The organism is Streptococcus sp. FDAARGOS_256, assembly GCF_002289235.2.
Classification (GTDB): domain Bacteria; phylum Bacillota; class Bacilli; order Lactobacillales; family Streptococcaceae; genus Streptococcus.
The window spans coordinates 1,440,328-1,464,554 of the sequence record NZ_NTGM02000001.1; the positions used below are offsets into that span (position 1 = coordinate 1,440,328).

23 protein-coding genes are annotated in these 24,227 nt (G+C 42.1%); 7 read left to right on the top strand and 16 right to left on the bottom strand.

The features are described from left to right. Positions 1-164 precede the first annotated feature (164 nt). The 7 genes from A6J84_RS07160 to A6J84_RS10160 all read right to left on the bottom strand — a co-directional run bounded on the left by A6J84_RS07160 (position 165) and on the right by A6J84_RS10160 (position 4,784). Positions 165-1,028, bottom strand: a complete 864-nt coding sequence (locus tag A6J84_RS07160; RefSeq protein WP_095726327.1) for an XRE/MutR family transcriptional regulator — start codon at positions 1,026-1,028, stop codon at positions 165-167. Between the two features lie 96 nt (positions 1,029-1,124). Beyond that, positions 1,125-2,135 carry a tRNA (adenosine(37)-N6)-threonylcarbamoyltransferase complex transferase subunit TsaD gene (gene tsaD, locus A6J84_RS07165; RefSeq protein WP_095726328.1) on the bottom strand — a complete coding sequence of 337 codons (1,011 nt, stop codon included), beginning with the start codon at positions 2,133-2,135 and terminating at the stop codon, positions 1,125-1,127. After that, positions 2,125-2,562: a ribosomal protein S18-alanine N-acetyltransferase gene (gene rimI / locus A6J84_RS07170; RefSeq protein ID WP_095726329.1), complete on the bottom strand. Its 438-nt coding sequence runs from the start codon at positions 2,560-2,562 to the stop codon at positions 2,125-2,127. The genes tsaD and rimI overlap by 11 nt, the downstream gene beginning before the upstream one ends. Further along, on the bottom strand, positions 2,559-3,242 hold the full coding sequence (gene tsaB, locus A6J84_RS07175) for a tRNA (adenosine(37)-N6)-threonylcarbamoyltransferase complex dimerization subunit type 1 TsaB (RefSeq protein ID WP_095726330.1): 684 nt from the start codon (positions 3,240-3,242) through the stop codon (positions 2,559-2,561). The genes rimI and tsaB overlap by 4 nt, the downstream gene beginning before the upstream one ends. Positions 3,243-3,575: 333 nt before the next feature. Then, positions 3,576-3,791, bottom strand: a complete 216-nt coding sequence (locus A6J84_RS07185) for a hypothetical protein (RefSeq protein ID WP_095726489.1) — start codon at positions 3,789-3,791, stop codon at positions 3,576-3,578. Positions 3,792-4,045: 254 nt separating this feature from the next. Beyond that, on the bottom strand, positions 4,046-4,468 hold the full coding sequence (locus A6J84_RS10240) for a hypothetical protein (protein WP_227743435.1): 423 nt from the start codon (positions 4,466-4,468) through the stop codon (positions 4,046-4,048). A 172-nt stretch (positions 4,469-4,640) separates the two neighbouring features. Next, entirely contained in the window at positions 4,641-4,784 is a 144-nt protein-coding gene (locus tag A6J84_RS10160) for a hypothetical protein (protein ID WP_185776163.1), read from the bottom strand. Between the two features lie 237 nt (positions 4,785-5,021). Here A6J84_RS10160 and A6J84_RS07195 point away from each other — a divergent pair, with 237 nt between their 5' ends. Beyond that, positions 5,022-5,255 (top strand): DNA-dependent RNA polymerase subunit epsilon, encoded by a 234-nt coding sequence (locus tag A6J84_RS07195; RefSeq protein WP_000639581.1) that lies wholly within the window; start codon positions 5,022-5,024, stop codon positions 5,253-5,255. Position 5,256: 1 nt separating this feature from the next. Further along, complete coding sequence (gene rnjA, locus A6J84_RS07200) at positions 5,257-6,936, top strand: ribonuclease J1 (protein WP_000331968.1); 1,680 nt, start codon at positions 5,257-5,259, stop codon at positions 6,934-6,936. A gap of 37 nt (positions 6,937-6,973) precedes the next feature. Here the strand turns inward: rnjA and mnmG are convergent, their stop codons facing one another. The 7 genes from mnmG to A6J84_RS07235 form a co-directional block, all read right to left on the bottom strand. Continuing rightward, positions 6,974-8,887 (bottom strand): tRNA uridine-5-carboxymethylaminomethyl(34) synthesis enzyme MnmG, encoded by a 1,914-nt coding sequence (mnmG, locus tag A6J84_RS07205; RefSeq protein ID WP_095726332.1) that lies wholly within the window; start codon positions 8,885-8,887, stop codon positions 6,974-6,976. Positions 8,888-8,895: 8 nt separating this feature from the next. Then, positions 8,896-9,351 (bottom strand): NUDIX hydrolase, encoded by a 456-nt coding sequence (locus A6J84_RS07210; protein WP_070695962.1) that lies wholly within the window; start codon positions 9,349-9,351, stop codon positions 8,896-8,898. 140 nt (positions 9,352-9,491) lie between these two features. Further along, complete coding sequence (gene mnmA / locus A6J84_RS07215) at positions 9,492-10,613, bottom strand: tRNA 2-thiouridine(34) synthase MnmA (RefSeq protein WP_070695960.1); 1,122 nt, start codon at positions 10,611-10,613, stop codon at positions 9,492-9,494. Positions 10,614-10,774: 161 nt separating this feature from the next. Next, entirely contained in the window at positions 10,775-12,166 is a 1,392-nt protein-coding gene (gene argH, locus A6J84_RS07220) for an argininosuccinate lyase (RefSeq protein ID WP_084945060.1), read from the bottom strand. Between the two features lie 27 nt (positions 12,167-12,193). After that, positions 12,194-13,390: an argininosuccinate synthase gene (locus tag A6J84_RS07225; protein WP_049490495.1), complete on the bottom strand. Its 1,197-nt coding sequence runs from the start codon at positions 13,388-13,390 to the stop codon at positions 12,194-12,196. 15 nt (positions 13,391-13,405) lie between these two features. Further along, a complete protein-coding gene (locus A6J84_RS07230) occupies positions 13,406-14,212 on the bottom strand; it encodes an ABC transporter substrate-binding protein (RefSeq protein ID WP_095726333.1) in 807 nt (268 codons plus the stop codon). 277 nt (positions 14,213-14,489) lie between these two features. Continuing rightward, positions 14,490-15,122 carry a LysM peptidoglycan-binding domain-containing protein gene (locus A6J84_RS07235; protein ID WP_095726334.1) on the bottom strand — a complete coding sequence of 211 codons (633 nt, stop codon included), beginning with the start codon at positions 15,120-15,122 and terminating at the stop codon, positions 14,490-14,492. 241 nt (positions 15,123-15,363) lie between these two features. Here A6J84_RS07235 and sdaAB point away from each other — a divergent pair, with 241 nt between their 5' ends. From sdaAB to A6J84_RS07250, 3 genes are read left to right on the top strand one after another with little or no spacing between them, the layout of a single operon-like run. Beyond that, positions 15,364-16,035: an L-serine ammonia-lyase, iron-sulfur-dependent subunit beta gene (gene sdaAB, locus A6J84_RS07240; RefSeq protein ID WP_000555868.1), complete on the top strand. Its 672-nt coding sequence runs from the start codon at positions 15,364-15,366 to the stop codon at positions 16,033-16,035. A gap of 8 nt (positions 16,036-16,043) precedes the next feature. After that, positions 16,044-16,916 (top strand): L-serine ammonia-lyase, iron-sulfur-dependent, subunit alpha, encoded by an 873-nt coding sequence (gene sdaAA, locus A6J84_RS07245; protein WP_049490500.1) that lies wholly within the window; start codon positions 16,044-16,046, stop codon positions 16,914-16,916. A gap of 27 nt (positions 16,917-16,943) precedes the next feature. Continuing rightward, positions 16,944-17,573, top strand: a complete 630-nt coding sequence (locus A6J84_RS07250; protein ID WP_049490502.1) for an HAD-IA family hydrolase — start codon at positions 16,944-16,946, stop codon at positions 17,571-17,573. A gap of 95 nt (positions 17,574-17,668) precedes the next feature. Here the strand turns inward: A6J84_RS07250 and A6J84_RS07255 are convergent, their stop codons facing one another. Continuing rightward, positions 17,669-19,519, bottom strand: coding sequence for a nucleoside-diphosphate sugar epimerase/dehydratase (locus A6J84_RS07255; protein WP_001035724.1), 1,851 nt, complete (start codon positions 19,517-19,519; stop codon positions 17,669-17,671). 75 nt (positions 19,520-19,594) lie between these two features. Beyond that, positions 19,595-20,425: a glycosyltransferase gene (locus tag A6J84_RS07260; protein WP_049478964.1), complete on the bottom strand. Its 831-nt coding sequence runs from the start codon at positions 20,423-20,425 to the stop codon at positions 19,595-19,597. 221 nt (positions 20,426-20,646) lie between these two features. On the opposite strand from A6J84_RS07260, the gene A6J84_RS07265 reads away from it, so the two are divergent. Further along, a complete protein-coding gene (locus tag A6J84_RS07265; protein WP_095726335.1) occupies positions 20,647-21,813 on the top strand; it encodes a CynX/NimT family MFS transporter in 1,167 nt (388 codons plus the stop codon). 299 nt (positions 21,814-22,112) lie between these two features. Then, positions 22,113-24,164 carry a retron Ec67 family RNA-directed DNA polymerase/endonuclease gene (locus A6J84_RS07270; protein ID WP_084853147.1) on the top strand — a complete coding sequence of 684 codons (2,052 nt, stop codon included), beginning with the start codon at positions 22,113-22,115 and terminating at the stop codon, positions 24,162-24,164. The last annotated feature ends 63 nt before the right edge of the window (positions 24,165-24,227 follow it).

Consider the following 24,227-nt stretch of genomic DNA (forward strand, 5'->3'; position numbering starts at 1 on the left):
TTTTTTCTCATGGAAATTTCACATTTGCGATTTTAGTAGATTTGATTATTTCACTGGTATAATAAAGTTATTACTAATGAGGAGGGATATAATGATGAATAAAAGAAAAATCCAACTGATACTCCTGCTTATTTCGGAGTGGGTTATCGTCTTCCCCTTTCTAACTAATTGATAAGTTCTTTGTATTGATGAAAACGCAATTCGAAGAGGGCTATCAATTGTGGATTTTCTAATATTTGCAGTGATTGGATAAAGTGTTCAATCTCTTTTTGATTGCTTCCCTTAGTTTGAAGAAAAATGCTCATTTTCTTTAAAAATTGCCACGATACTTTCTCAAAAACATCATATGGACGCAGCATACTCTCCAACTCGGCTTCAAAGATTGGGATGTAGGAGAAAAGCTTGCGCTCCATGAGTTCTGATATAATATTCAGAAATCCACTTTTCATATACAATCGATTGTGTACTAACTCTTTAAATTCCTTAGATTTCTCAATTAAAGAGGTTGATAAAAAGATTAGGTCTTGATTACTCAAGAAGGGCATAGTATTGCAAAAAAGATAGAGGTCAAACCAGGTCCAAGACTCGATAGCATAGAGGTAGGTAGTCAAAAATTCGCTATCCTCATCTGTTAGCGGATAGCTCTTATTTAAGGAATGGATGGCATTTTTAATCACAATAGCATTCAAACGACGATAGGTCTGCGCTATCTGTTCTTGCTCGACTTCCTCCAACAGTTGCTCTAAGCCAGCAATATCTTGATGGGCAAAGCGATCCACAACCCTTCTACCAATTCTCATATGTGGGGATTCTTGATAGTTATTAAGCTTGTGTCCAAACTCATCGAAGGTCACATTTATCCCTTGGATAGCTAGGATCAGCTTATCCGCAGACAGCATAGACTGTCCCAGTTCAAACTTGGATAGCTGGGATGCTGTCAGTCCATCACAAGCAACATCTGACTGCTTGAGTTTTCTCGCCAGACGCAATTCCTTGTAAAATTCTCCCAATTCCATCTTTTCAATCATGGCCAAACTCCCTTTACTATTCTATTCGTAAAAACTTTTCCTTTTTTAACATATTATAAAATATTTTAGCAAAAAAGCCAGCTTCAAGCTGACTCTTTATTCCACCGTATCAAAAGCGAGACTTGGTTTGGCGTTGAGATCCAAGCCTGCAAAGTTTTCTTTGTTCCACTCGCTGACACTGGCATAGGCAATCATACCTGCATTGTCTCCACAAAGGCGCAGGGGTGGGATGATGACCTTGACATCTGTGATTTCAGCTGCTAGGCGTTCTCTGAGCCCTTTATTAGCTGCCACGCCACCGGCCACGACTAGGGTTTTAACAGGATATTTTTCCAAAGCCTTCTTGGTTTTGGCCATAAGAATGTCCATGACTGCTGCTTGGAAAGATGCTGACAGGTCTTCCTTGGACAAGCTTTCTCCCTTTTGCTGGGCATTGTGGTGAAGATTGATAAAGGCAGACTTCAAACCTGAGAATGAAAACTCTAGATTGTCCTCCTTAATCATGGCACGAGGAAAGTCATAAAGATCCTGCCCCTGATGAGCTAGCTCATCAATTTCGCGACCTGCAGGATAGGTCAAGCCCATGACACGGCCGACCTTATCATAGGCCTCACCAACTGCATCGTCCCGCGTTTCCCCAACAATCTTATAATCCCCAGCCTCAGAAACATAGACCAACTCCGTGTGCCCACCGCTAACCAAGAGAGCTAGCAAGGGAAACTCCAAAGGCTCAACGCTCTGAGCCGCCATGAGGTGACCAGCCATGTGATTCACAGGGATCAGCGGAAGTCCATGAGCCCAAGCAAAGGCCTTGGCAGCTGACAAACCAACTAGCAGTGCTCCGACCAAGCCTGGTCCGTAGGTAACAGCCACAGCCGTTACATCCTCTTCGGTAATTCCTGCTTCTGCTAGCGCCTCCTCGATGCAGGCTGTAATAACCTCGACATGGTGACGGCTAGCCACTTCTGGCACTACGCCCCCAAAACGTTTGTGACTCTCAATTTGACTCGCAATGACATTGGACAAGAGCTCATCGTCGTTTTTCAAGACGGCGACACTGGTCTCATCACAGGATGTCTCAAATGCTAAAATATATCTATCCTTCATCTATTTCTCTCTTCATGATGATGGCATCCTCGACTGGGTCATGGTAGTAGGCCTTTCGCTCAGCGATGACTGCCATCTTTTCTTTCTTGTAAAATGCTTGCGCTCGTTGATTTGACTTTCTGACTTCGAGGAAAATCTCCTTATCTGCCGGCAATTGAGCAAACAAGGCCGAGGCAATTCCCTGACCCTGATAGGCTCCTTTGACAGCGATTTGCAGGACTTCTGCTTCAAAAAGATTCTCCTGAACAGCTAAAAATCCAATCACTTCCACCCCATCATAAGCTAGAGCGTACCAAGTCTGGTCTTGGGACAGGTCTGCTTGGATTTGTTCCAGTGCCCAAGGACTGACTGGGTAAACAGTTACCATAACAGCGTAGATTGCTTGAGCCAGGTCAGGCTGTCTTTGGATTCTTTTGATTTCTATCATAGACGTTTAATGTAGGACTCACCAGACTCGGTGTGGTTCTTGAGCCAGTTTTCCTCGGCTTCAACACGTTTGAGGTAATTTGGCACGAAGTCGTGTAAGGAGTCTGCTTCCTTGTCCCATGCCCACAAAGCTAGATTAGCTGCATTTGGCAAGGTTTCCTGATAGTTAGCCTGTGGTAAACGCTCTTGGATCTGCTCCACAAAGGCTCCAACTTCTCCAACAAAGGTCACCTGTTCAGCATCCGTGACTTTTTCAAGCACTTCCGCAAAGGACAGATGTGCTTCTGCCATGACAGGTTTGGCATTTTCATAAAATCCTGCATAAACATTGTTGCGACGCGCATCCATCAGGGGAACAAGTAAGCCTTCTTGTTGGCGCGGTACCAGAGCCAAGAGGCTAGACATACCAACCAACTCAATGTTCAGGGTATGAGCCAAGGTCTTGGCAGTTGCTACCGCAATTCGTAAGCCTGTGTAGCTACCTGGGCCTTCAGCCACCACGATTCGATCCAAATCCTTAGGTGTCCAATCCAGACTGCCCATCAAAAAATCGATGGCAGGCATGAGGGTAATACTGTGATTTTTCTTGATATTAATCGTCGTCTCGGCAAGAACCTGCTTATCCTCTAAAATGGCTAGAGAAAGAGCCTTGCTGGACGTATCAAAAGCTAATACTTTCATAACACATTCCTATCTTTTTGTCTGTTTACTATTATACTACAAAAGCTGACACATGGGAATTTTCTTTGTTTTGAAACAAAAGGGCCTGCCACTTAGACAAGCAATTCTACACAGAAAATTCAAAAAAGTTGTAGCTTTTTTGAATAGAAAAGTGAACAAGGAAATTGAAAGGTTCTTCGTAGGAAGTTTAGATAAGTCATATATGTTTCAACTCGATTTTCGATACGAAAGAACATCGTCGTAACAATAAAGATAGCACCTAAAAATAGAAAAAATCCATCCCATCTATCAAGACGAAGTGGATTTTCTGTTTATCTAGAGAAATAATTGACTTTAAGCGTTTAAACCAAAGTAGAAAACGAGCCAGACAACATAGGTGACCAGGAGGAGAAAAATTGAATAGAGCGTCACAAAAGCAAGCTTCCAAAGGAACTTTGTTTTGCGGTGTTCCAGATGCACAAACAGGGCATTCCCCCCATAGACACAAGCTACAAAGACTACAAACATCAAGAGGCGAACCCCTACTACAAATTCAAACAAACTAAACATTCTTAATCCTCCTTTTGGTATTCCTATTTTTATATAAACTGTTGACAATGTTGGTCTATCAATGTTAAAATGTAATTCAACACTGGTAGGAAAATCAGGTTGAGTCGTTGACTCTTCGGGTTGCAGTGCTATCCCTGAAACTTTGGTTTCTAAAGAACTGAAATTGCGATTGAACAATTCGCCCCCAGTGTTTGACGGCTCTTGACTTCGGTCAGGAGCTTTTTGATGCTTTTAAAATTGATTCCCTCAGTGAGTTATAGTAAAGTATAAATATCGAGAGGATAACATAGGGCGACTGGTGACAGAGCGTTCAGTTGGTTATCTTCGTTAAAAGCGTAGATGATTTTTTGATTGGCAAATCTATCTAAATATTGTTGTGCTGACCGTTGCAAAGCATCCGCATACTTATTTAAAGTCCTTATATCCGTATCTTCAGGGTATTTGTAGCCACCACGCAACCGATAACTTGACTTTACTGACTTGTCAATGTTAAAATACAATTGAACATTGGTAGGAAAATCAGGTTGAGCCTTTGACTCTTCAGGCTGTGGTGCTGTCCTTGAGGGTTCGCCTTCTAAATAACCGGAATTGCGATTGATTAGTTCGCCCCCAATGTTATTAGTAGGCTCTTGGCTTTGATCAAGGGCTTTTCCTTGCCCGTTCAGTAAGCACTCCATGCTATTTCTATTTCTACATCGTTATACTTATAGATTGACTTCTTAGCCTCATAGATGATAAAATAGGGTAAAGGTTGAGATTTGGTCTGACTTGGTGACAAGTCTTTCAAAGGTTGTGATCCAATCACTTCAGGTAATGGTGCTGCCCCTTGAGCTTGCTCAGAAAGATCCCTTAATTTTGTCTCAGCCTTTTTATTTGCTCTTGAGATTTCTCAAGAGCTTTTTCTCTTTTCAAAGATATTATTCTGCCCGAACCATCTACTCCAACGATTAATGAAACTAGAACTGTATTCTTCCTCAAACCTACTATCTCCATAGATTCCCCCTTTAATTATAACACCTAAGTGCTCTCCGACCAAATCCTACCTGTCTTTTTGTTCCTTCTTCCCCTCCCGACTTTCTCCATTTCCGTCTTTTACTAATTTTTCATTTTGTGGTATAATTGAAATAATTGTAACGAATCAAGGTCAATCTAGACACAAAATGGAATGAAATCAAGCAAATCTCTGCTAAAAGTTTGGAATAAGCTGACCTGTAAATAGAAAGGAACTATATGATTTACAAAGTTTTTTATCAAGAAACAAAAGAACGTAGCCCACGTCGTGAAACAACACGCTCACTTTACCTAGACATCGATGCCAACTCAGAACTTGAAGGCCGTATCGCTGCTCGCCAACTTGTCGAAGAAAACCGCCCAGAGTACAACATCGAATTTATCGAACTCTTGTCTGACAAATTGCTAGATTACGAAAAAGAAACTGGCGCTTTCGAGATTACGGAGTTCTAATATGGCCTATACTCTTAAACCTGAAGAAGTCGGCGTTTTTGCCATCGGTGGTCTGGGAGAAATCGGGAAAAACACTTACGGAATTGAATACCAAGACGAGATTATCATCGTCGATGCTGGGATTAAATTCCCAGAAGATGACTTGCTGGGTATCGACTATGTCATTCCTGATTACTCTTACATCGTAGACAATATCGACCGCGTCAAGGCTGTCTTGATCACACACGGACACGAGGATCACATCGGTGGGATTCCCTTCTTGCTCAAGCAAGCAAATGTCCCTATCTATGCTGGACCACTTGCCTTGGCTTTGATCCGTGGAAAACTCGAAGAACACGGCCTCTTGCGCAACGCCAAACTTTACGAAATCAATCACAACACTGAGTTGACCTTTAAAAATCTCAAGGCGACTTTCTTTAGAACCACTCACTCTATTCCAGAGCCTTTGGGAATTGTCATTCATACCCCGCAAGGAAAAATCGTCTGTACGGGTGACTTTAAGTTTGACTTTACTCCAGTTGGGGAACCTGCAGACTTGCACCGTATGGCAGCCCTTGGTGAAGAAGGCGTACTCTGCCTCCTCTCTGACTCGACAAATGCAGAAGTCCCAACCTTTACCAACTCTGAAAAAGTCGTTGGTCAGTCCATCATGAAGATTATCCAAGGCATTGAAGGACGCATCATCTTTGCATCCTTTGCCTCTAATATCTTCCGTCTCCAGCAAGCAACAGATGCTGCTGTTAAGACTGGACGCAAGATTGCGGTCTTTGGTCGTTCTATGGAAAAGGCCATTGTCAACGGTATCGAGCTTGGCTACATCAAAGCTCCTAAGGGAACCTTTATCGAGCCAAATGAAATCAAAGACTACCCTGCAGGCGAGGTTCTGATCCTCTGTACAGGTAGTCAAGGTGAGCCGATGGCAGCCCTCTCTCGTATCGCTAACGGAACCCACCGTCAGGTGCAACTCCAACCCGGCGATACCGTTATCTTCTCTTCAAGTCCTATCCCTGGAAATACCACTAGCGTCAACAAGCTGATTAACATTATCTCAGAAGCTGGTGTCGAAGTCATCCACGGTAAGATTAACAATATCCACACCTCTGGACACGGTGGTCAGCAAGAGCAAAAACTCATGCTCCGTTTGATCAAGCCGAAATACTTCATGCCTGTCCACGGTGAATATCGCATGCAGAAAGTCCACGCTGGACTAGCGGTGGATACTGGTGTTGAAAAGGACAATATCTTTATCATGAGTAATGGTGATGTGCTTGCTCTTACTGCTAACTCAGCTCGTATCGCAGGCCACTTCAATGCCCAAGACATCTATGTCGATGGAAATCGTATCGGTGAAATCGGCGCTGCTGTCCTCAAAGACCGCAGAGATCTATCTGAAGATGGTGTCGTTCTAGCAGTCGCAACTGTTGACTTCAAGTCTAAAATGATCTTGTCTGGTCCAGATATCCTCAGCCGAGGATTTGTCTACATGCGAGAGTCTGGCGACTTGATTCGTCAAAGTCAGCGCATCCTCTTCAATGCCATTCGTATCGCATTGAAAAACAAAGATGCTAGCATCCAATCTGTCAATGGTGCTATTGTCAACGCCATTCGACCATTCCTCTATGAAAATACAGAACGTGAACCGATCATCATTCCGATGATCCTCACACCAGATGAAGAATAAAGCAACAAAACAGCCCCGTCTTCGGAGCTGTTTTTCTCTATGCTTTCTTTTCTTGATTCTTAGAAATACTACGATTTTTACCTTCAAGATAGACCATCAAAATAGAAATATCTGCTGGATTTACTCCCGAAATACGGCTGGCTTGGCCGATGGTTTCTGGATTGATGAGTTTGAACTTCTGACGGGCTTCTGTTGCGATCGAGTCAATGTCATCCCAGTCGATATTGGCTGGAATGCGTTTTTCTTCCATGCGTTTCATCTTGGCAACCTGATCCATGGCTTTGGAAATATAACCCTCGTACTTGATCTCTGTTTCAATCAATTCAATGACCTTGTCATCCAAGTCCTCTGCAGCTGGTCCGATAAAGGCCACCACATCTTGGTAAGAGACTTCTGGACGGCGAAGGAATTCCTTGGCTGTCACTGCATCTGTCAGCGGCTTGAATCCCATCGCTTCAACCTTAGCGTTCGTTTCCTTGACTGGCTTGAGTTTGATGCTGTCTAGGCGTTTCATCTCATTGTCAAATTGATTTTTCTTAATCTCAAAACGGGCCCAGCGTTCATCATCAACGAGACCAATCTCACGACCCATCTCAGTCAAACGCATATCAGCATTGTCATGACGGAGGATGAGACGGTATTCAGCACGACTGGTTAAGAGACGGTAAGGTTCAATAGTTCCCTTGGTCACCAAGTCGTCAATCATGACCCCGATATAGCCGTCACTGCGCTTCAAAATCAATTCAGGCTTGCCTTGGATTTTCAAAGCCGCATTGATACCAGCGATAATCCCTTGGCCAGCAGCTTCTTCGTAACCAGATGTCCCATTTGTCTGACCAGCTGTGAAAAGTCCTGAGATTTTCTTGGTTTCCAGAGTCGCACGCAACTGATGAGGCAAGACCATGTCATACTCGATAGCATAACCAGTTCGCATCATTTCTGCATTTTCCAAACCTTTGATGGAATGAACCAGCTCGCGTTGTACATCCTCAGGCAGACTGGTTGACAAGCCTTGGACATAGACTTCCTCTGTATTGCGTCCTTCTGGCTCAAGGAAGAGCTGGTGGCGTTCCTTGTCCGCAAAGCGCACAATCTTATCCTCTATCGACGGGCAATAACGAGGGCCCACTCCCTTAACCACACCTGTAAACATAGGCGCACGGTGGAGGTTATTTTGGATAATCTCATGACTAGTACCATTAGTGTAGGTCAACCAGCATGGCACTTGATCCTTAACATAGTCCTCATCACGTGAAGTATAAGAGAAGTGATTTGGCGCTTCGTCCCCTGGCTGGATTTCTGTCACATCGTAGTTGATAGAAGAAGCCTTGACACGCGGAGGTGTACCTGTCTTGAAACGACCGATTTCGAGTCCCAGTTCCTTGAGATTGTCAGCAAGGTTAATCGAAGCCAAGCTGTGGTTTGGTCCTGATGAGTACTTGAGGTCTCCGATGATAATTTCCCCACGGAGGGCTGTTCCTGTCGTCACGATAACGGCCTTTGCAGCATACTCTTGATGGGTCGCTGTACGAACACCGACAACCTTGCCATCTTCCACCAAAATCTCATCAATCATGGTTTGACGAAGGGTGAGATTCTCTTGATTTTCAACTGTCTTGCGCATCTCCTTAGAGTAAAGCTCCTTGTCAGCCTGCGCACGAAGGGCACGGACAGCTGGACCTTTCCCAGTGTTGAGCATCTTCATCTGGATGTAGGTCTTGTCAATGGTTTTAGCCATTTCACCACCAAGGGCATCCACTTCACGCACGACAATCCCCTTGGCAGAGCCACCGATAGAAGGATTACAAGGCATGAAAGCCAGCATTTCAATGTTGATGGTCGCAAGCAATACCTTGCAGCCCATACGGCTAGCAGCTAGAGATGCCTCCACCCCAGCGTGCCCCGCACCGATTACAATAATATCGTATTCTTCCGTAAAATTATAAGTCATTTTCTCTCCTATTCCTCAAGATGAATGTGTCTTAGTTGGCCGTCCCAATCTGGCAGGGCTGTTTTTAAAAAGGTTGGAACTAGCTGGATATTCTGGAGTTCATCCAAGTCAATCCACTCACAAGGCTGCATTTTTTCGTCTTCCTGCATGGTCAATGGGGCGTCCTCCAGCAAGTTCACCAGGTAATGAAACTCGATGTTGTGATAGGAAACACCGTCTTGTTCAAAACGATTTTCAACCACAAAAGCTAGCTGTCCAGCTTGAGCTCGGACACCTAATTCTTCCCTCACTTCACGAACTACCGCGTCTTCCGTGATTTCATTAACTTGAATCGCACCGCCAATAGTGTAATACTTGCCCTTATCTTTGGTAACTAGGAGCTTGCCATTTTGGAGAATCAAGGCTGCCGCCCGAACACCAAAGACCGTGTCTCCCACTGTTGTCCGAAAGTCTTGTTGAGTCATTTTTGTCCTTTCCCTTAAACGACACAAAAACAGTCAAAACTCGTAAGAAGTGCAGGACAAAAAAGCCTGCAACATCCATGAGCTTTGACCATCATTTCTATTGCTTTTATTATTGTAGCAAATTGAGAAAATTTGTCAATCTAAATGTACTGACAAACTTGTCCATCTCGATAAGCATTGTCAATCAGGCCACCACCTAGGCACTCTTCGCCATCGTAAAAGACAACTGCCTGTCCTGGTGTGATGGCGCGTTGCGGTTCCGCAAAGATAACTTCTGCCTTATCTCCTTTGACATGTACTGTCACCTTAGAATCAGGCTGACGGTAGCGGAATTTAGCCGTACAGTCTAGCGTAAATTCCTCTGGCATGTCACGAGTAAAGTGAACCTGACTGGCCTCTAGGCTGGTTGACATGAGCGAGTCATGGTAGAAACCTTGGCCGACATAGAGGATATTCTTGCTTAGGTCTTTTCCGACAACGAACCAAGGGGCATTGTCACCACCGTGTTGCCCACCGATACCGAGACCGCCACGCTGACCAATCGTATAGTACATCAGGCCTGCATGCTCACCCATATCGCGACCATCCACAGTCATCATGCGACCAGGCTGGGCTGGCAGATAGTTGCTGAGAAAGTTTTTAAAGTTCTTTTCTCCGATAAAGCAAATCCCTGTCGAGTCTTTCTTCTTAGCAGTCGCAAGTCCTGCTTCTTCAGCTAGTCTGCGAACTTCAGGCTTTTCCAAATGTCCCAAGGGGAACATGGTTTTTTGGAGTTGTTCTTGCGAAAGTTGACTGAGGAAATAGGTCTGGTCCTTGCCATTGTCCACGCCACGAAGCATGTGAACGATGCCATCCTCATCACGCGCCACTCGAGCATAATGCCCCGTCGCTACATAGTCTGCGCCTAAGGTCATAGCATAGTCCAAAAAGGCCTTGAACTTGATTTCCTTGTTACACATAACGTCTGGATTTGGCGTGCGTCCTGCACGGTATTCCGCTAGGAAATACTCAAAGACGCGGTCCCAGTACTCTTTTTCAAAATTGACAGAGTAGTAAGGAATGCCGATCTGGTCTGCCACCGCAGCCACATCCTTGTAATCTTCGGTCGCCGTACAGACGCCGTTTTCATCTGTGTCATCCCAGTTCTTCATGAAGATACCGATCACATCGTAGCCCTGCTCCTTGAGCAAGAGAGCCGTCACCGACGAATCAACACCACCACTCATCCCCACAACAACACGTGTTTTAGAGTTATCACTCATGGTAAGTCTCCCATCTATTCGTTTATTCACGATTGAAGGTCGTGTGTGCTTTAACGATTGAAGGTCGCTTGAGCAGTATTCATTATAACACGCTTGGTTGGAGAAGACAAGAAAGAGGCTGATAAATCATCTCAACCTCTCTTTCTTCCTTTGCAAACGAATCAATTTTCCCCTTTAAGTTCTTTCTTCGCTTGTTCTATCTGGTATTTCACTTGCTCAAAGCCGGTTCCTCCTAAGGAATTCCGTCTCCGAACAGCGGTTTCTGGACGCAAGTAGATATAAATATCCTCTTCAATCAAGGGATGGTAGGCTTGCAACTCCTCCAAATCCCAATCTTGGATGTTTTTACCATGCTTGATAGAGTCTAGAACCAATTTCCCTACAATTTCATGCGCTTCTCTAAAAGGGAGTCCTTTTTCAGCCAAATAATCTGCCAGTTCGGTCGCATTCGAAAAATCATTCTCTGTGGATTGCTGCATTTTGGCCTTATTAACCTGCATGCTCGATAGCATACCTGCCAACACATCCAGAGAATTTAAAATCGTTTCTACTGTATCAAACATGCCTTCCTTGTCCTCTTGCAAATCCTTATTGTAAGCCAGAGGCAAAGACTTCATGACGGTCAATAGCCCAAGCAAGTTCCCGTAAACTCGGCCTGTCTTCCCTCGAATCAATTCGGCCATATCAGGATTTTTCTTCTGGGGCATGATAGACGAACCCGTTGAAAAGCTATCAGACAAGCTAATGTACTGATACTCAAAACTGCACCAATTGATGATTTCTTCACAAAAACGACTCATATGCATCATCAACATGCTGGCATTTGACAGAAATTCCAAGATAAAATCACGGTCACTCACTGCGTCCAAGGAATTGGTATAGGGCTGTTGGAAGCCCAATAAATCACTCGATAATTGACGATTGATTGGAAAAGTTGTCCCTGCCAAGGCAGCCGCACCCAGGGGAGATAGGTCCGTATGTTTCAAGTTAAATGCAAAGCGCTCGCTATCCCTTTGGAACATATTGTAATAAGCCATGAGATGATGGGCAAAACTAATCGGTTGGGCATGCTGCAAATGAGTATAGCCTGGCATGATGGTTTCCACATGTTTTTCAGCCAAATCCAGCAAAACACTGTTTAGATTCGCCAACTTATCTAAGACATGGCCAAGCTGCTCCTTTAGATATAAGTGCATATCCGTTGCGACTTGGTCATTCCGAGAACGAGCCGTGTGTAGTTTCCCAGCCAGAGGACCGATTTTCTCTGTCAGCAACACTTCCATATTCATATGAATATCTTCATTTGCAATATCAAAATGAAGCTCTCCTGCCTCTAAATCTCGCAACAAAGCTTGCAGACCATCTTGGATCTGCTCTGCCTCTTCCAAGCTCAAAATGCCAGTCTGTCCTAGCATTTGAACATGAGCTAGGGAACCCATCAAATCAAATTTCGCCAGCTGATGATCAAAGGAAATACTCGCACCGAACTGTTCTACCCACTCTTCCACAGTGCCTTCAAATCGACCACCCCATAATTTTGTATTTTTCGGCATATCCTGTCGTCCCTTTCTATCGCATCACTACTCAACATTTTTCTGAACTTCTGAATAAACCTTAGTCGGAAGCCCCCAAAGCTTGATAAATCCAACAGCCGCATCTTGGTCAAAAGTATCCGCACTGGTATAAGTCGCCAAATTTTCATCGTAAAGAGAATTTGGAGATTTCCGAGCCACTACCTGAGCGTTCCCCTTATAAAGTTTAACTTTTGCAGTTCCATTGACAACTTTCTGTGTCTCCTTGATATAGGCAATCAAAGCCTGAGTTGCTGGGCTAAACCACAAGGCATTATAGATGAGATTGGACAACTCATTTTCGATAATGGGTTTGAAATGAGCCACTTCTCTCACAAGAGTCAAGTCTTCAATCTCCTTATGAGCTGCCAATAAAGTCACAGCACCTGGGCACTCATAAATCTCTCTTGACTTAATCCCGACTAGGCGATTTTCCACATGGTCAATACGACCGACACCGTGTTTACCCGCAATTTCATTGAGATTTTGAATCAAAGCAGCCACTTTCATCTTCTCACCATTGAGGGAGATGGGCACCCCGCAGCTAAACTCAATGTCAATAAATTCTGGACTGTCTGGTGCCTCTTCTGGAGAAGATGTGATTCCAAATGCTTCTTCTGGTGCTTGGTTCCAAGGATTTTCCAAAACACCACATTCATTTGCACGTCCCCAAAGATTTTGATCGACAGAGTAAGGATTGTCAAGGTCAGCTGGAACTGGGACGCCGTTTTCTTTGGCATATTGGATTTCTTCTTCACGAGACCATTTCCACTCACGAACAGGCGCAACTACCTTTAGATTGGGATCCAAAGCTGCAATAGAGACTTCAAACCGAACTTGGTCGTTTCCCTTGCCTGTACAACCATGGGCAATTGTGGTTGCCCCCGTCTGATGAGCTATTTCAACGAGTTTTTTTGAAATAAGAGGGCGACTCAGAGCAGATACCAAGGGATACTTCTGTTCGTAGTAAGCATGTGCCTGAAGAGCCACTAAAACATAGTCATTAGCAAATTCTTCCTTAACATCAATGACATAAGACTCTACAGCCCCAACCTTGAGAGCTTTATCATGGATGAACTCCAAATCTTTTCCTTCACCCACATCCATACAAACAGCGATCACATCATAGTCTTTTTTTAACCATGTAATAGCAACTGATGTATCCAATCCACCTGAATAGGCTAAAATAACTTTTTCCTTACTCATTCCTCTTCCTTCTTTCTATTTTTCGATAGAGGCTTTAAAAGCATCGTCAATCAATTTGTCCAACTCCCCAGAATCCTTCAACTTCTGGATGGTTTTGTCAACCGCATCTTTTAATTCTTTACTGTCTTTTTTCATCGCAACAGCGTAGGAATCTTCTTTGTCATTGTCAAAATCAAACTCAGCGATGGCTAAGTCTGGATTATTCTCTACATATCCTTTCGCCACCGGTTCCTCAAAGATAACCGCATCTAGTTGCCCTGATTTCAAATCTGTTATCAAATTTCCATTTTTAGGAAGTGAAACGAGAGAAGCATTCTGCAAGGTTTCTTTGGCCAGAGTTTCCTGGATAGAACCTTTCTGCGCTCCAACCTTTTTCTGAGCCAAATCCTTGACTGATTGGTAATTCGTTAATTCAGATTTTCTTACGATAACCTTATTTTTCGAAGTGTAGTAGGGAATTGAAAAATCATAAACTTGACTTCTCTCCTCCGTTTTAGAAACACCTGATATGGCAAGATCGGCCTTACCTGAATCAAGACTAGCTAGTACATTGTCAAAACTCATTGGAGAGAACTCCACTTCTACACCTAGTTCCTTTGCGATGGCTTTGGCTAGCTCAACATCTGAACCTACAATCTGATTTTTCCCATCAACCAATTTCTGGTATTCAAATGGAGCAAACTCTGGATTTAGGGCCACTACCAATTTTCCTTTAGCCTTAATGGCTTCAACACCTTGGGATTGAGTGTTACTACAAGCAAATAATAAGGGAAGCATAAGCAAACCAAACATCGTCATCAACACCTTCTTCACTTTATTCATAGAAAAGCCTCCTTTTATTTTTATACTTTATTATTGTATAAATAATACTCCTCTCACCCTCGTTTGTCAAGGAAAAACTGTATTTTATTTCATTCAAATCAAGAAAAAGCTTATTATATGATATATTTTTACATATAATAAGCTTATTTATACCATTTGAGTTTTAAAACAATTTGAAGAATTTAGTCGAAATTATACAAACAGAGCATTACTGAGAAGATCATTACACTTTTTGTTATAGGGAAACAAAAAAGAGCCCTAAAGGACTCTTGTATTCTTAATACCAACCGTTGTTAAGCCAGAAGTTCTTGGCAGCTGTCCATGAACCGTAACGTCCTGCAACGTAGGCATCTGCTACACGTTCTTGGTTTTCAGCTGAGTAGTCACCGTTCAAGTATGAATCTGTCAATTGGTAACGTCCGATGTAACGTCCGTTTGTAGCAGTGTAGCTACCGCCTGATTCTTTTTGAGCGATCCATTCTTTGGCTTCTGCTTCAGAACCACTTACAGTAGAAGCTGCTGCAGTGTTGCTTTCTGCTGCTGGAGCTGCTGGAGTTGCAGGTGCAGCTGGGGCCTCATAGGTTGTTGTTGCTGCTGGAGCTTCTTCAACTGTTTCTGTAGCTACTGGAGCTGTTTCTTCCGTTGTTGCTGCTGGAGCTACAGTTGAAGCTGTTCCTTCGATAACCAAAACTTGGTCAACATAGATAAGGTGAATATCTTTGATGTTGTTTTTTGCTGCCAATTTTTCAACAGTTGTGTTGTACTTCTCAGCGATTTCTGAAAGAGTATCACCTGATTTAACTGTGTAAGTTACAGTTTCTTGGGCAGATGCAAGTGATGGAGCAAAGAAAGCAAGCAAAGCTGCTACTCCTGCGATAGTTGTTTTGATTTTTTTAGTTGTTAATGTCATATCTAAAAATTCTCCTTCCATTGGATATATCTATGATACCTTTTAAATGTTACCGTTGTTTAACGGTTTTATGTAGAAATATTACAAAAATGTTTTATATTTACCGTTTTAAGGAGGTTTTTGTCACAAAAGACCTTATTTTATACTATCTTTAATCATTTTAAGCTTTTGATAAGGGAAATAAGCGCAGAGGTCCATTCTTTGATATAATAGATATAAGAATCTTTGTAAGGGGAAACAGATGCACTCACTTCGTTTTCAATCTGTCTTTGACATTATCGGACCAGTTATGATTGGGCCATCAAGTAGCCATACTGCTGGAGCTGTTCGCATCGGGAAAATCGTCTCTTCCATCTTTGATGATACGCCGACAGAAGTCGAATTCCAATTATTTAACTCATTTGCCAAGACCTACCGTGGTCATGGAACTGACCTTGCTCTCGTCGCTGGTATATTAGGTATGGATACGGACGATCCCGACATTCCAAATAGCCTAGAGATTGCCCATAAACGTGGTATTAAGATTGTCTGGACCATTCAGAAAGATAGCAACGCTCCTCATCCTAATACCACTAAAATTACTGTGAAAAATGAACACAAGTCCATCAGTGTGACAGGAATTTCCATCGGTGGGGGAAATATCCAAGTTACGGAGCTTAACGGCTTTGCTGTCTCTCTCAACATGAACACACCAACCATTATCATCGTGCATCAAGATGTTCCAGGTATGATTGCCCATGTTACTGAAGCCCTCTCTCGTTTCGATATCAACATCGCTCAGATGAATGTGACTCGAGAAAAAGCTGGAGAAAAAGCCATTATGATTATCGAAGTCGATAGTCGAAGTTGCGAAGAGGCGATTGAAGAAATCCGAAAAATCCCTCATCTCCACAATGTCAATTTCTTTAAGTAGGAGGGAACATGTTTTATTCTATCAAAGAATTGGTCGAGCAGGCGGATCTAGACTTCCAAGGAAATGTCGCAGAACTCATGATTGCGACAGAATATCAACTAAGCGGTCGGGAACGGCCAGAAGTTCTCCTCCTCATGGAACGCAATCTAGAAGTCATGAAAGCCTCTGTCGAGCTCGGTCTCAGTAAAAATAAATCCCGTAGTGGCCTAACGGGTGGAGACGCGGCCAAACTAGACCGCCATCTCAAAAGTGGCAAGGCCTTGTCGGACTTTACCATCCTATCAGCAGCCCGTAATGCCATCGCGGTCAATGAACACAATGCGAAGATGGGCTTGGTCTGTGCCACTCCAACCGCAGGAAGTGCTGGCTGTCTGCCAGCCGTTCTCACTGCTGCTATCCAAAAACTTGACCTCAGCCACGAAGAACAGTTAGATTTCCTCTTTGCTGCTGGTGCCTTTGGATTGGTTATCGCAAACAATGCCTCTATCTCGGGTGCTGAAGGTGGCTGTCAGGCCGAAGTCGGCTCTGCCTCCGCCATGAGTGCCGCAGCCTTGACTTTGGCCGCAGGTGGAACGCCCTATCAGGCTAGCCAAGCCATCGCCTTTGTCATTAAAAATATGCTAGGTCTCATCTGTGACCCTGTTGCTGGTTTGGTTGAAGTTCCCTGTGTCAAACGAAATGCCATGGGAGCTAGCTTTGCCTTTATCGCGGCTGATATGGCCTTGGCAGGTATCGAATCTAAGATCCCTGTCGATGAAGTTATCGATGCCATGTACCAAGTCGGATCAAGTCTTCCAACTGCCTTTCGTGAAACGGCCGAGGGTGGACTCGCCGCCACACCTACTGGTCGCCGCCTACAAAAAGAAATCTTCGGAGAATAAGCTTATCTATATCTATTAGGAGAAACTATGCCCTCTATCTCAGCAATCTTTTTTGATCTAGACGGAACCCTGGTTGACAGTTCCATCGGGATCCACAATGCCTTTACCCATACCTTTAAAGAGCTAGGAGTTCCGAGTCCTGATGCCAAAACCATTCGTGGTTTCATGGGCCCGCCACTTGAAAGTAGCTTTGCGACCTGCCTTCCCAAGGAACAAATCTCGGAGGCCGTCCAGATATACCGCTCTTACTACAAGGAAAAAGGCATCCACGAAGCCCAACTCTTCCCCCGAATAACGGAATTGCTTCAAGAGCTTTCGCAAAACTACCCTCTCTACATCACTACAACAAAGAATACTCCTACTGCTCATGATATGACTAAAAATCTGGGAATCCATCATTTCTTTGATGGCATTTACGGCTCTAGTCCTGAAACGCCACACAAGGCGGATGTCATCCGTTACGCCTTGCAAACGCATCAACTCCCTGCGGACCAAGTCCTCATCATCGGGGATACCAAGTTTGATATGATTGGAGCCCAAGAAACTGGTATTAAAAAGTTTGCTGTTACTTGGGGATTTGGAGAAGAGGCTGATTTGCTCAGCTATCAACCTGACTGGATTGCCCATACCATTGATGATATCATTAAGCAACTATAAATAATACAACAATTTGAAATTACAGAGTAAAAAGGCCAAGGTCCTGTACAAACAGAACCTTGGCCTTTTATTTATAATTAATTTGTTAGACCCTCTTACTCAGCATGGGTTGTTTCATTTGCAAAGGAAATGATGGCTCCTTTGAGCTCATCTCCGCTGAGTGAACGGAACTCTTCAATCTTTTGATCAATAGCTTCTAGAGGCATAACGTTTACCTTACCAACGAAAATCTTGTCCATGACTTGGTTATCAACCAATTCGGTCGAAACCAAGAGTTCTTCATAGAGTTTTTCACCCGGACGAATCCCAACTTCAACGATTGGAATTTCACTTTCTGTGTGTCCACTTAGAAGGACCATTTTCTTAGCCAAGTCATAGATCTTAACTGGTTTGCCCATATCGAGGATAAAGACTTCTCCGTCCTTGGCATAAGCGCCAGCATGGATTACTAGACGGCTAGCCTCTGGAATGGTCATAAAGTAACGTGTCATACGGAAGTCTGTTACTGTTACAGGGCCACCTTCAGCAATCTGACGTTCAAAGACAGGAATCACACTACCACGACTACCGAGAACATTCCCAAAACGAACTGCACAGTAGGTTGATTTACTACGTTGGTTAAAGCCAGTGACAATCAATTCTGCCACGCGCTTAGTCGCACCCATAACATTCGGTGGATTGACCGCCTTGTCAGTCGAAATCATAACCATCTTAGGTACTTTGGCTTCATCAACAGCCTTGGCAACATTGTAGGTACCGAGGATATTGTTCTTGAAGGCTTCTTTTGGATTGCGTTCCATCATCGGAACGTGTTTGTGGGCTGCAGCATGATAAACAATGGCTGGTTTGTACTGCTCAAACACCTGCAAGAGACGGTCATAGTCCTGAATATCTGCAATAACAGGAACATAATCAATTCCTTGGAATGTACGGATCAATTCATGATAAACGAGATAGATTGAGTTTTCACCATGTCCAAGCAAGACGATACGCTCGGGATTGAAACGGCTAACCTGACGACAAATCTCCGAACCAATCGAACCACCTGCCCCTGTCACCAGGATGGTCTTGCCTGTAATCTCCGTACCTAGACGCGATTCGTCGAGACGAATTTCCTGACGGCCCAAAAGGTCTGTGATATCAATTTTTTGGAAACCACTACCTGGTTGATGGAGTCCTTGAACGACTGTCTCAACCTTAGGCATCTTGTAACATTTGACGCCTAGCTTATTACACATCTGCAAGATGCGTTCGTACTCTGATGGGTCAAGCGAAGGGATCGCTACGATAACACGCTCGATTTGGTGACGTTTAGCTAATTCAGGTAGATTATCATAAGAGCCCAAAACTGGGATTCCACCTAGTTTTTGTCCCTTTTTCTTTTCATCGTTATCCAAAATCCCCACTAGCTCAAGGTCGCTAGTTGGGTGTTGGTAGCTGTTCATAAAGAGGGCACCACCATCACCAGCACCAATCAAGAAGGTCCGACGGTGTTCTCCATCTCCACTACCTTTTTTACGTTTAGAATAAATCAACTGCCAAGTGATACGAGGAAGCAAGATAAGGAAGGTACTCAACAAAATGAAGAGTACGATGAAACGGATAGAAAACAATGGAAGGAAGGCATAGCAGATTCCATAAGAAAGAACACTGCTGAGCATCACTCCGAAAAAGATTTTCATGAAATCCGTAATCTTGCTATAACGACTAATACTAGCATTTAGCCCCCAAAACGCAATCATGATTTGATAGAGGAGGAAGGCTAAAAGAGTGTAGATCACGTAATCCACAGGCGCAGGATTTATAAGGCCATAAAACAAGATATAAGATACGATGATGGAAACCACCATACTCAGAATATCGAATATCCCCCAAAACACTTGTTTTTGCTGTTTATTTAAAATTTCAACCAGATCAATCACATAATCTGTTAGTTTTTTATTCATAGGAATTTACTCCCCCTTAAAAGAGTCAGATGATACTGTTGTTATGATAGCCTAAATCATTCAGTCTATCGGGGCTTACTTTCTCTTTCTTAAAAGTTTGACGAAGATAAACTGACGTACAAAGCCTGGACAAAGTGCAACAATTGCCTGAATGGCTACACTTTTAGCATATTCCATGTAAGAAATTTGCCCTCGCTCAAGCATCCTTTGGCGAGCCTGACGATAGAGTTTAAGGTAACGCGATCCACCCCGACGCTCAAACATCCCTGCACCGACACGAACCTTACACAAGATTTGATCTAGGTTCCCAGTCTTGGCACCTGCAGCAATCATATTGAGCCAAAGGAGGTCATCCTCCATGTAAAGGCCATCTTCATAGTTGCCAGCCTTGAGGACCATGTCCTTTTTAAACATGACTGTCATATGGTTAAAGGCGCTTCTCATTCTCTGATAAGCCACAATGTCTGCATGCTGAGTTGGAACACGACGATAAGACACAATCTCATCTGGATTGTCAATGAACTCTGCGATATGCCCACCTAAGAGGTCGAGATCTTCTTTCTCCATTAGCTGAAGCTGTTTCTCAAAACGATCCGGAACGGCTAAATCATCCGTATCCATGCGGGCAATAATGTCATACTGGCACTGTAAAACACCGTATCGAAGAGCCAAGCCTAAACCTTGGTTTTGTTCTAAGGGGCACCGTTTCACTGGAATGTCTGACTGAGCTTCCACTTCATCTAGCACCTGATAGAGTTCGGGCGTGAGCGGCCCATCCTCAACAAGAACAAGTTCGCTCGGTTTCAAGGTCTGGTTTTGAACACTTTTGATAGCATCTCTTAAAAACGTCGGATTTTCCTTTACATAGACCGACATCAAGACGCTGATTTTTTGCTTTTCAGGCACAGTTTTTCTCCAATGTATAGATTTCCTTCCACTATTTTATCACAAAATTTCCTAGTTTCCTATTTTTATATCAAATCAAGGAAAATTCTAGTAAAGAAATCCGTCCCTTTTCACTATATTTTCACTTTCATTGATTGATCTGTCTTGGCTGTCATTACTTGACATTATAATGAAAAAACCTTAAAATAAGCTGTTATTAAAATCATCCTATCGAGGTTTTTATGAAAAAACAATCACTCTTTTTTGTTCTAGGAATTGTCTTAATCGGGACTGTTTTACGCTCTCCCTTTACTGCTCTTCCAACTATTTTAGGAGATATCGCTCAGGGACTAGGAGTGGAGGTTAGCACTCTTGGGATTTTAACCAGTCTCCCTCTCTTGATGTTTGCTCTTTTCTCTGCTTTTGCAAGCCACTTGGCACAAAAAATCGGGTTGGAACACCTCTTTACTTACTGTCTCCTCCTCTTAACTGTTGGCTCTGTCATTCGGATTTTCAATCTTCCCCTTCTCTATCTAGGGACCTTAATTGTGGGAGCAAGCATTGCGATCTTCAATGTACTCCTCCCAAGTATGATCCAAGCAAATCAGCCTCAAAAGATTAGTTTCCTAACAACTCTCTATGTCACTGCCATGGGAATTTCGACAGCCATCGCTTCTTATCTTTCGGTCCCTATCACCCAAGCTAGTTCTTGGAAGGGACTCATCCTCGTTCTCAGCTTTCTCTGTCTGGTCACTCTGCTAGTCTGGTTGCCCAATCATCGCCACAATCACCACCTAGAAAGCCAAAAAGAAAAGCAAGTCAAAGAGAATATTCTAAAAAGTAAAGATGTCTGGGCTATCATTATCTTTGGTGGTCTTCAGTCCTTGCTCTTTTATACAAGTATGACCTGGTTGCCAACTATGGCTGTTAGTGCTGGTATTTCTAATAGTGATGCGGCTCTCCTTGCTTCTATTTTCTCACTGATCAGCATTCCTTTTTCAATGACTGTTCCAAGTCTGACGACTCGTCTATCAGATGGTCACCGTCGAATCATGCTGGCAATTATCTCTATCGCTGGTATGACAGGAATTGCCATGCTCTTGTATCCAACCAATAATTTCCTCTACTGGTTAGTCGTCCATCTCTTGATTGGAACGGCCTGCAGTGCCCTCTTCCCCTACCTCATGGTTTGTTTTTCTCTTAAAACCAGTTCTCCTGAAAAGACAGCTCAGCTATCAGGACTAGCGCAAACAGGAGGCTACATCTTAGCTGCTTTTGGTCCTGCCTTGTTTGGTTATAGTTTTGACCTTTTCCAATCTTGGGTCCCAGCTGTCCTTGCCCTTCTAGCCATCGATATCATCATGACTATCTCACTCTTTATGGTGGATCGGGCGGATAAGATCCTTTAATTTTTCTAAAATACTTCTCAGATACAAACAATGCAAAGCCAGATTCTGTCTGGCTTTTTGAGGTGTTGATAAAAATTTATAGTCTAAGATGTCTTAATTCTAGATTAACAGGTTATTTTGTGATAGAATAAAGTTGCGTATGATTAGATTTTTGACTTGTGTGTTCGCAAGTATTAACAACAATGTTATAGGAGTGTTTGGCTTCATCTGGTGTTATTAGCTTCAGGATTCATTAGGATTTCTACTGGCAATCTTGTTCGCGTAAGAGTTATCATACGCTTTTTGTATGAGGAAAAATGATGACCAAATTTAATCAACTACAGACAAAGGATGATTTTGCTAAGCTACTTGGCTTGAAAAGTGCCAAATACATCAATTATTTATTGTACAATATAAAAACTGATAATTTATATAACTCTTTCCCTATCCCTAAAAAGAATGGTGGAGAAAGAGTTATACATGCCCCCAAAAAAGAGTTGAAGTTCCTTCAGAAAAAATTGTCTAATGTTTTGTGGGAATGTTACCTTGAAAGCATAGAATCTAAATCTAAGGATAAGAACTTTAAAACACCTGTTCTGTCTCACGCATTTGAAAAGGGGAAAAGCATTATTACCAACTCTCAGATGCATCGAAACAAGAAATACATTCTGAACATTGACTTGAAAAACTTTTTTGATTCTTTTAATTTCGGAAGAGTAAGAGGTTTCTTTATAAAAGACAGGGATTTTGCCGTTTCACCAGAAATTGCTACTGTAATCGCACAAATTGCGTGTTATCAAGGTAAGCTACCGCAAGGAGCTCCGTCTTCTCCTATCATCACAAATTTAATCACTAGAATATTAGATTATCGGATTGTCAAAATTGCTAAAAAATATCGTTTTACATATTCTAGATATGCCGATGATTTGACTTTTTCAACAAATCGTGAATTAAACTCTAATAAATTGAGAGCAAGCAAAGAATTAGAAAACTTTTTAACGGAATTAGAAGACTTAATAATCTCATCTGGTTTTGAAATCAATCCTAAAAAAACACGATTGAGTAATAACATGCAGCGTCAAGAAGTTACTGGACTGGTTGTCAACAAAAAAATAAATGTAAAAAGAGAATACGTAAAAAATACTCGCGCAATGGCCTTTCGATTATACAAAGATGGAGCTTTTGAAATAGATAAAACACCAGGAACGATCAATCAACTAACGGGACGCTTTGCTTTTATTTTTCAAATAGAACAATACAACAACTATTTACTTTATAAAAAATCTTTGATGCAAAATAATCTAGATTCGCAAAAATATTTATTAGGAAGAAATTCATCAAGAAAATCAGAGTCGAAATATTATTGGAAGTATATCTTTTATAATAAAGACCTACAAAAAGAATTGTTACACAACACAAAACATCATACATATAATTTACCTACAGAATTTTACAGTATCGGTAAAGAAGAAAAGAAAACGTACATGTCTTTATTTAATTCTAGAGAAAAAGAGTACAAAAAATTTCTATTTTATAAATATTTTTTCGGGAATGACAAACCTATAATTATAACAGAGGGAAAAACTGATCCTAGATATATTAAAGCGGCTTTAAAAAATCTTTATCAAAAGTATCCGGAACTTATTGAAAAAGAGGGAAATAACTTTATATTTAAAATTGAATTTCTGAATCGTAGCAATACGATAGAATACCTTTTTAATGTTCCAGAAGGGGGAGAAGGTTTTAAATTTTGGTATAATTATTTTTCTGATAAATTTTACTATAATGAGAAAAAAGAAAAAAAATTTTTTGCACTAAATTCAGAAGAAAGAATTTTATACACAAACTACATTACTTATTTCAAACAATTAACCAATAGTCTTCCCAATTATCCAACAATATTTTTATTTGATAATGAATCGAATAATAGAAATGGCAATGATAAATCGGCTTTATTTTTATTTGCGAGTCATGCAAAAGACTTGATGATCCCAAAGAATAAAGACTTGGAAGATTCAAAGAATATAAAATTAGAAGAGAAAATTTCAGACAATTTAGAAAAAGTTAGAAGAGATAAACCTTGGCGAATTAATAAAAAGGATAGCCTATATATAATGGCGACACCTTTAATGCCTCACATGAATGACGGTAAGTCCTCTGATATTGAAGATTTATTATTTTCATCGTCTCAAAATTCACTACCTATTTTAAAAGGAAAGGAATTTCATAAAGATGGTGGTGATAATCATTATGGAAAAGAAATTTTTTCAAAGTATGTTCTAAAGAATTATAAAGAATTCGATTTTACTGAGTTTATCCCTTTGCTAGACGGCATAAGAGATAATATCCTAGATTATAAATCATTATTCTAGCTTATCTTTAAAATATAAATTTCTGTGAAATAGCTGATGTCAGAGCCTCTAAACTCCTAGTTT

Bases quoted from the DNA above. Each gene is read 5' to 3' on its own strand.
- A6J84_RS10160 (WP_185776163.1), bottom strand. From the start codon at position 4,784: ATGGAGATAGTAGGTTTGAGGAAGAATACAGTTCTAGTTTCATTAATC.
- mnmA (WP_070695960.1), bottom strand. From the start codon at position 10,613: ATGAGTGATAACTCTAAAACACGTGTTGTTGTGGGGATGAGTGGTGGT.
- tsaD (WP_095726328.1), bottom strand. From the start codon at position 2,135: ATGAAGGATAGATATATTTTAGCATTTGAGACATCCTGTGATGAGACC.
- A6J84_RS10240 (WP_227743435.1), bottom strand. From the start codon at position 4,468: ATGGAGTGCTTACTGAACGGGCAAGGAAAAGCCCTTGATCAAAGCCAA.
- A6J84_RS07195 (WP_000639581.1), top strand. From the start codon at position 5,022: ATGATTTACAAAGTTTTTTATCAAGAAACAAAAGAACGTAGCCCACGT.
- rimI (WP_095726329.1), bottom strand. From the start codon at position 2,562: ATGATAGAAATCAAAAGAATCCAAAGACAGCCTGACCTGGCTCAAGCA.
- A6J84_RS07265 (WP_095726335.1), top strand. From the start codon at position 20,647: ATGAAAAAACAATCACTCTTTTTTGTTCTAGGAATTGTCTTAATCGGG.
- A6J84_RS07250 (WP_049490502.1), top strand. From the start codon at position 16,944: ATGCCCTCTATCTCAGCAATCTTTTTTGATCTAGACGGAACCCTGGTT.
- A6J84_RS07185 (WP_095726489.1), bottom strand. From the start codon at position 3,791: ATGTTTAGTTTGTTTGAATTTGTAGTAGGGGTTCGCCTCTTGATGTTT.
- A6J84_RS07160 (WP_095726327.1), bottom strand. From the start codon at position 1,028: ATGATTGAAAAGATGGAATTGGGAGAATTTTACAAGGAATTGCGTCTG.
- mnmG (WP_095726332.1), bottom strand. From the start codon at position 8,887: ATGACTTATAATTTTACGGAAGAATACGATATTATTGTAATCGGTGCG.
- A6J84_RS07270 (WP_084853147.1), top strand. From the start codon at position 22,113: ATGACCAAATTTAATCAACTACAGACAAAGGATGATTTTGCTAAGCTA.
- sdaAA (WP_049490500.1), top strand. From the start codon at position 16,044: ATGTTTTATTCTATCAAAGAATTGGTCGAGCAGGCGGATCTAGACTTC.
- A6J84_RS07210 (WP_070695962.1), bottom strand. From the start codon at position 9,351: ATGACTCAACAAGACTTTCGGACAACAGTGGGAGACACGGTCTTTGGT.
- sdaAB (WP_000555868.1), top strand. From the start codon at position 15,364: ATGCACTCACTTCGTTTTCAATCTGTCTTTGACATTATCGGACCAGTT.
- rnjA (WP_000331968.1), top strand. From the start codon at position 5,257: ATGGCCTATACTCTTAAACCTGAAGAAGTCGGCGTTTTTGCCATCGGT.
- A6J84_RS07230 (WP_095726333.1), bottom strand. From the start codon at position 14,212: ATGAATAAAGTGAAGAAGGTGTTGATGACGATGTTTGGTTTGCTTATG.
- argH (WP_084945060.1), bottom strand. From the start codon at position 12,166: ATGCCGAAAAATACAAAATTATGGGGTGGTCGATTTGAAGGCACTGTG.
- A6J84_RS07235 (WP_095726334.1), bottom strand. From the start codon at position 15,122: ATGACATTAACAACTAAAAAAATCAAAACAACTATCGCAGGAGTAGCA.
- A6J84_RS07225 (WP_049490495.1), bottom strand. From the start codon at position 13,390: ATGAGTAAGGAAAAAGTTATTTTAGCCTATTCAGGTGGATTGGATACA.
- A6J84_RS07255 (WP_001035724.1), bottom strand. From the start codon at position 19,519: ATGAATAAAAAACTAACAGATTATGTGATTGATCTGGTTGAAATTTTA.
- tsaB (WP_095726330.1), bottom strand. From the start codon at position 3,242: ATGAAAGTATTAGCTTTTGATACGTCCAGCAAGGCTCTTTCTCTAGCC.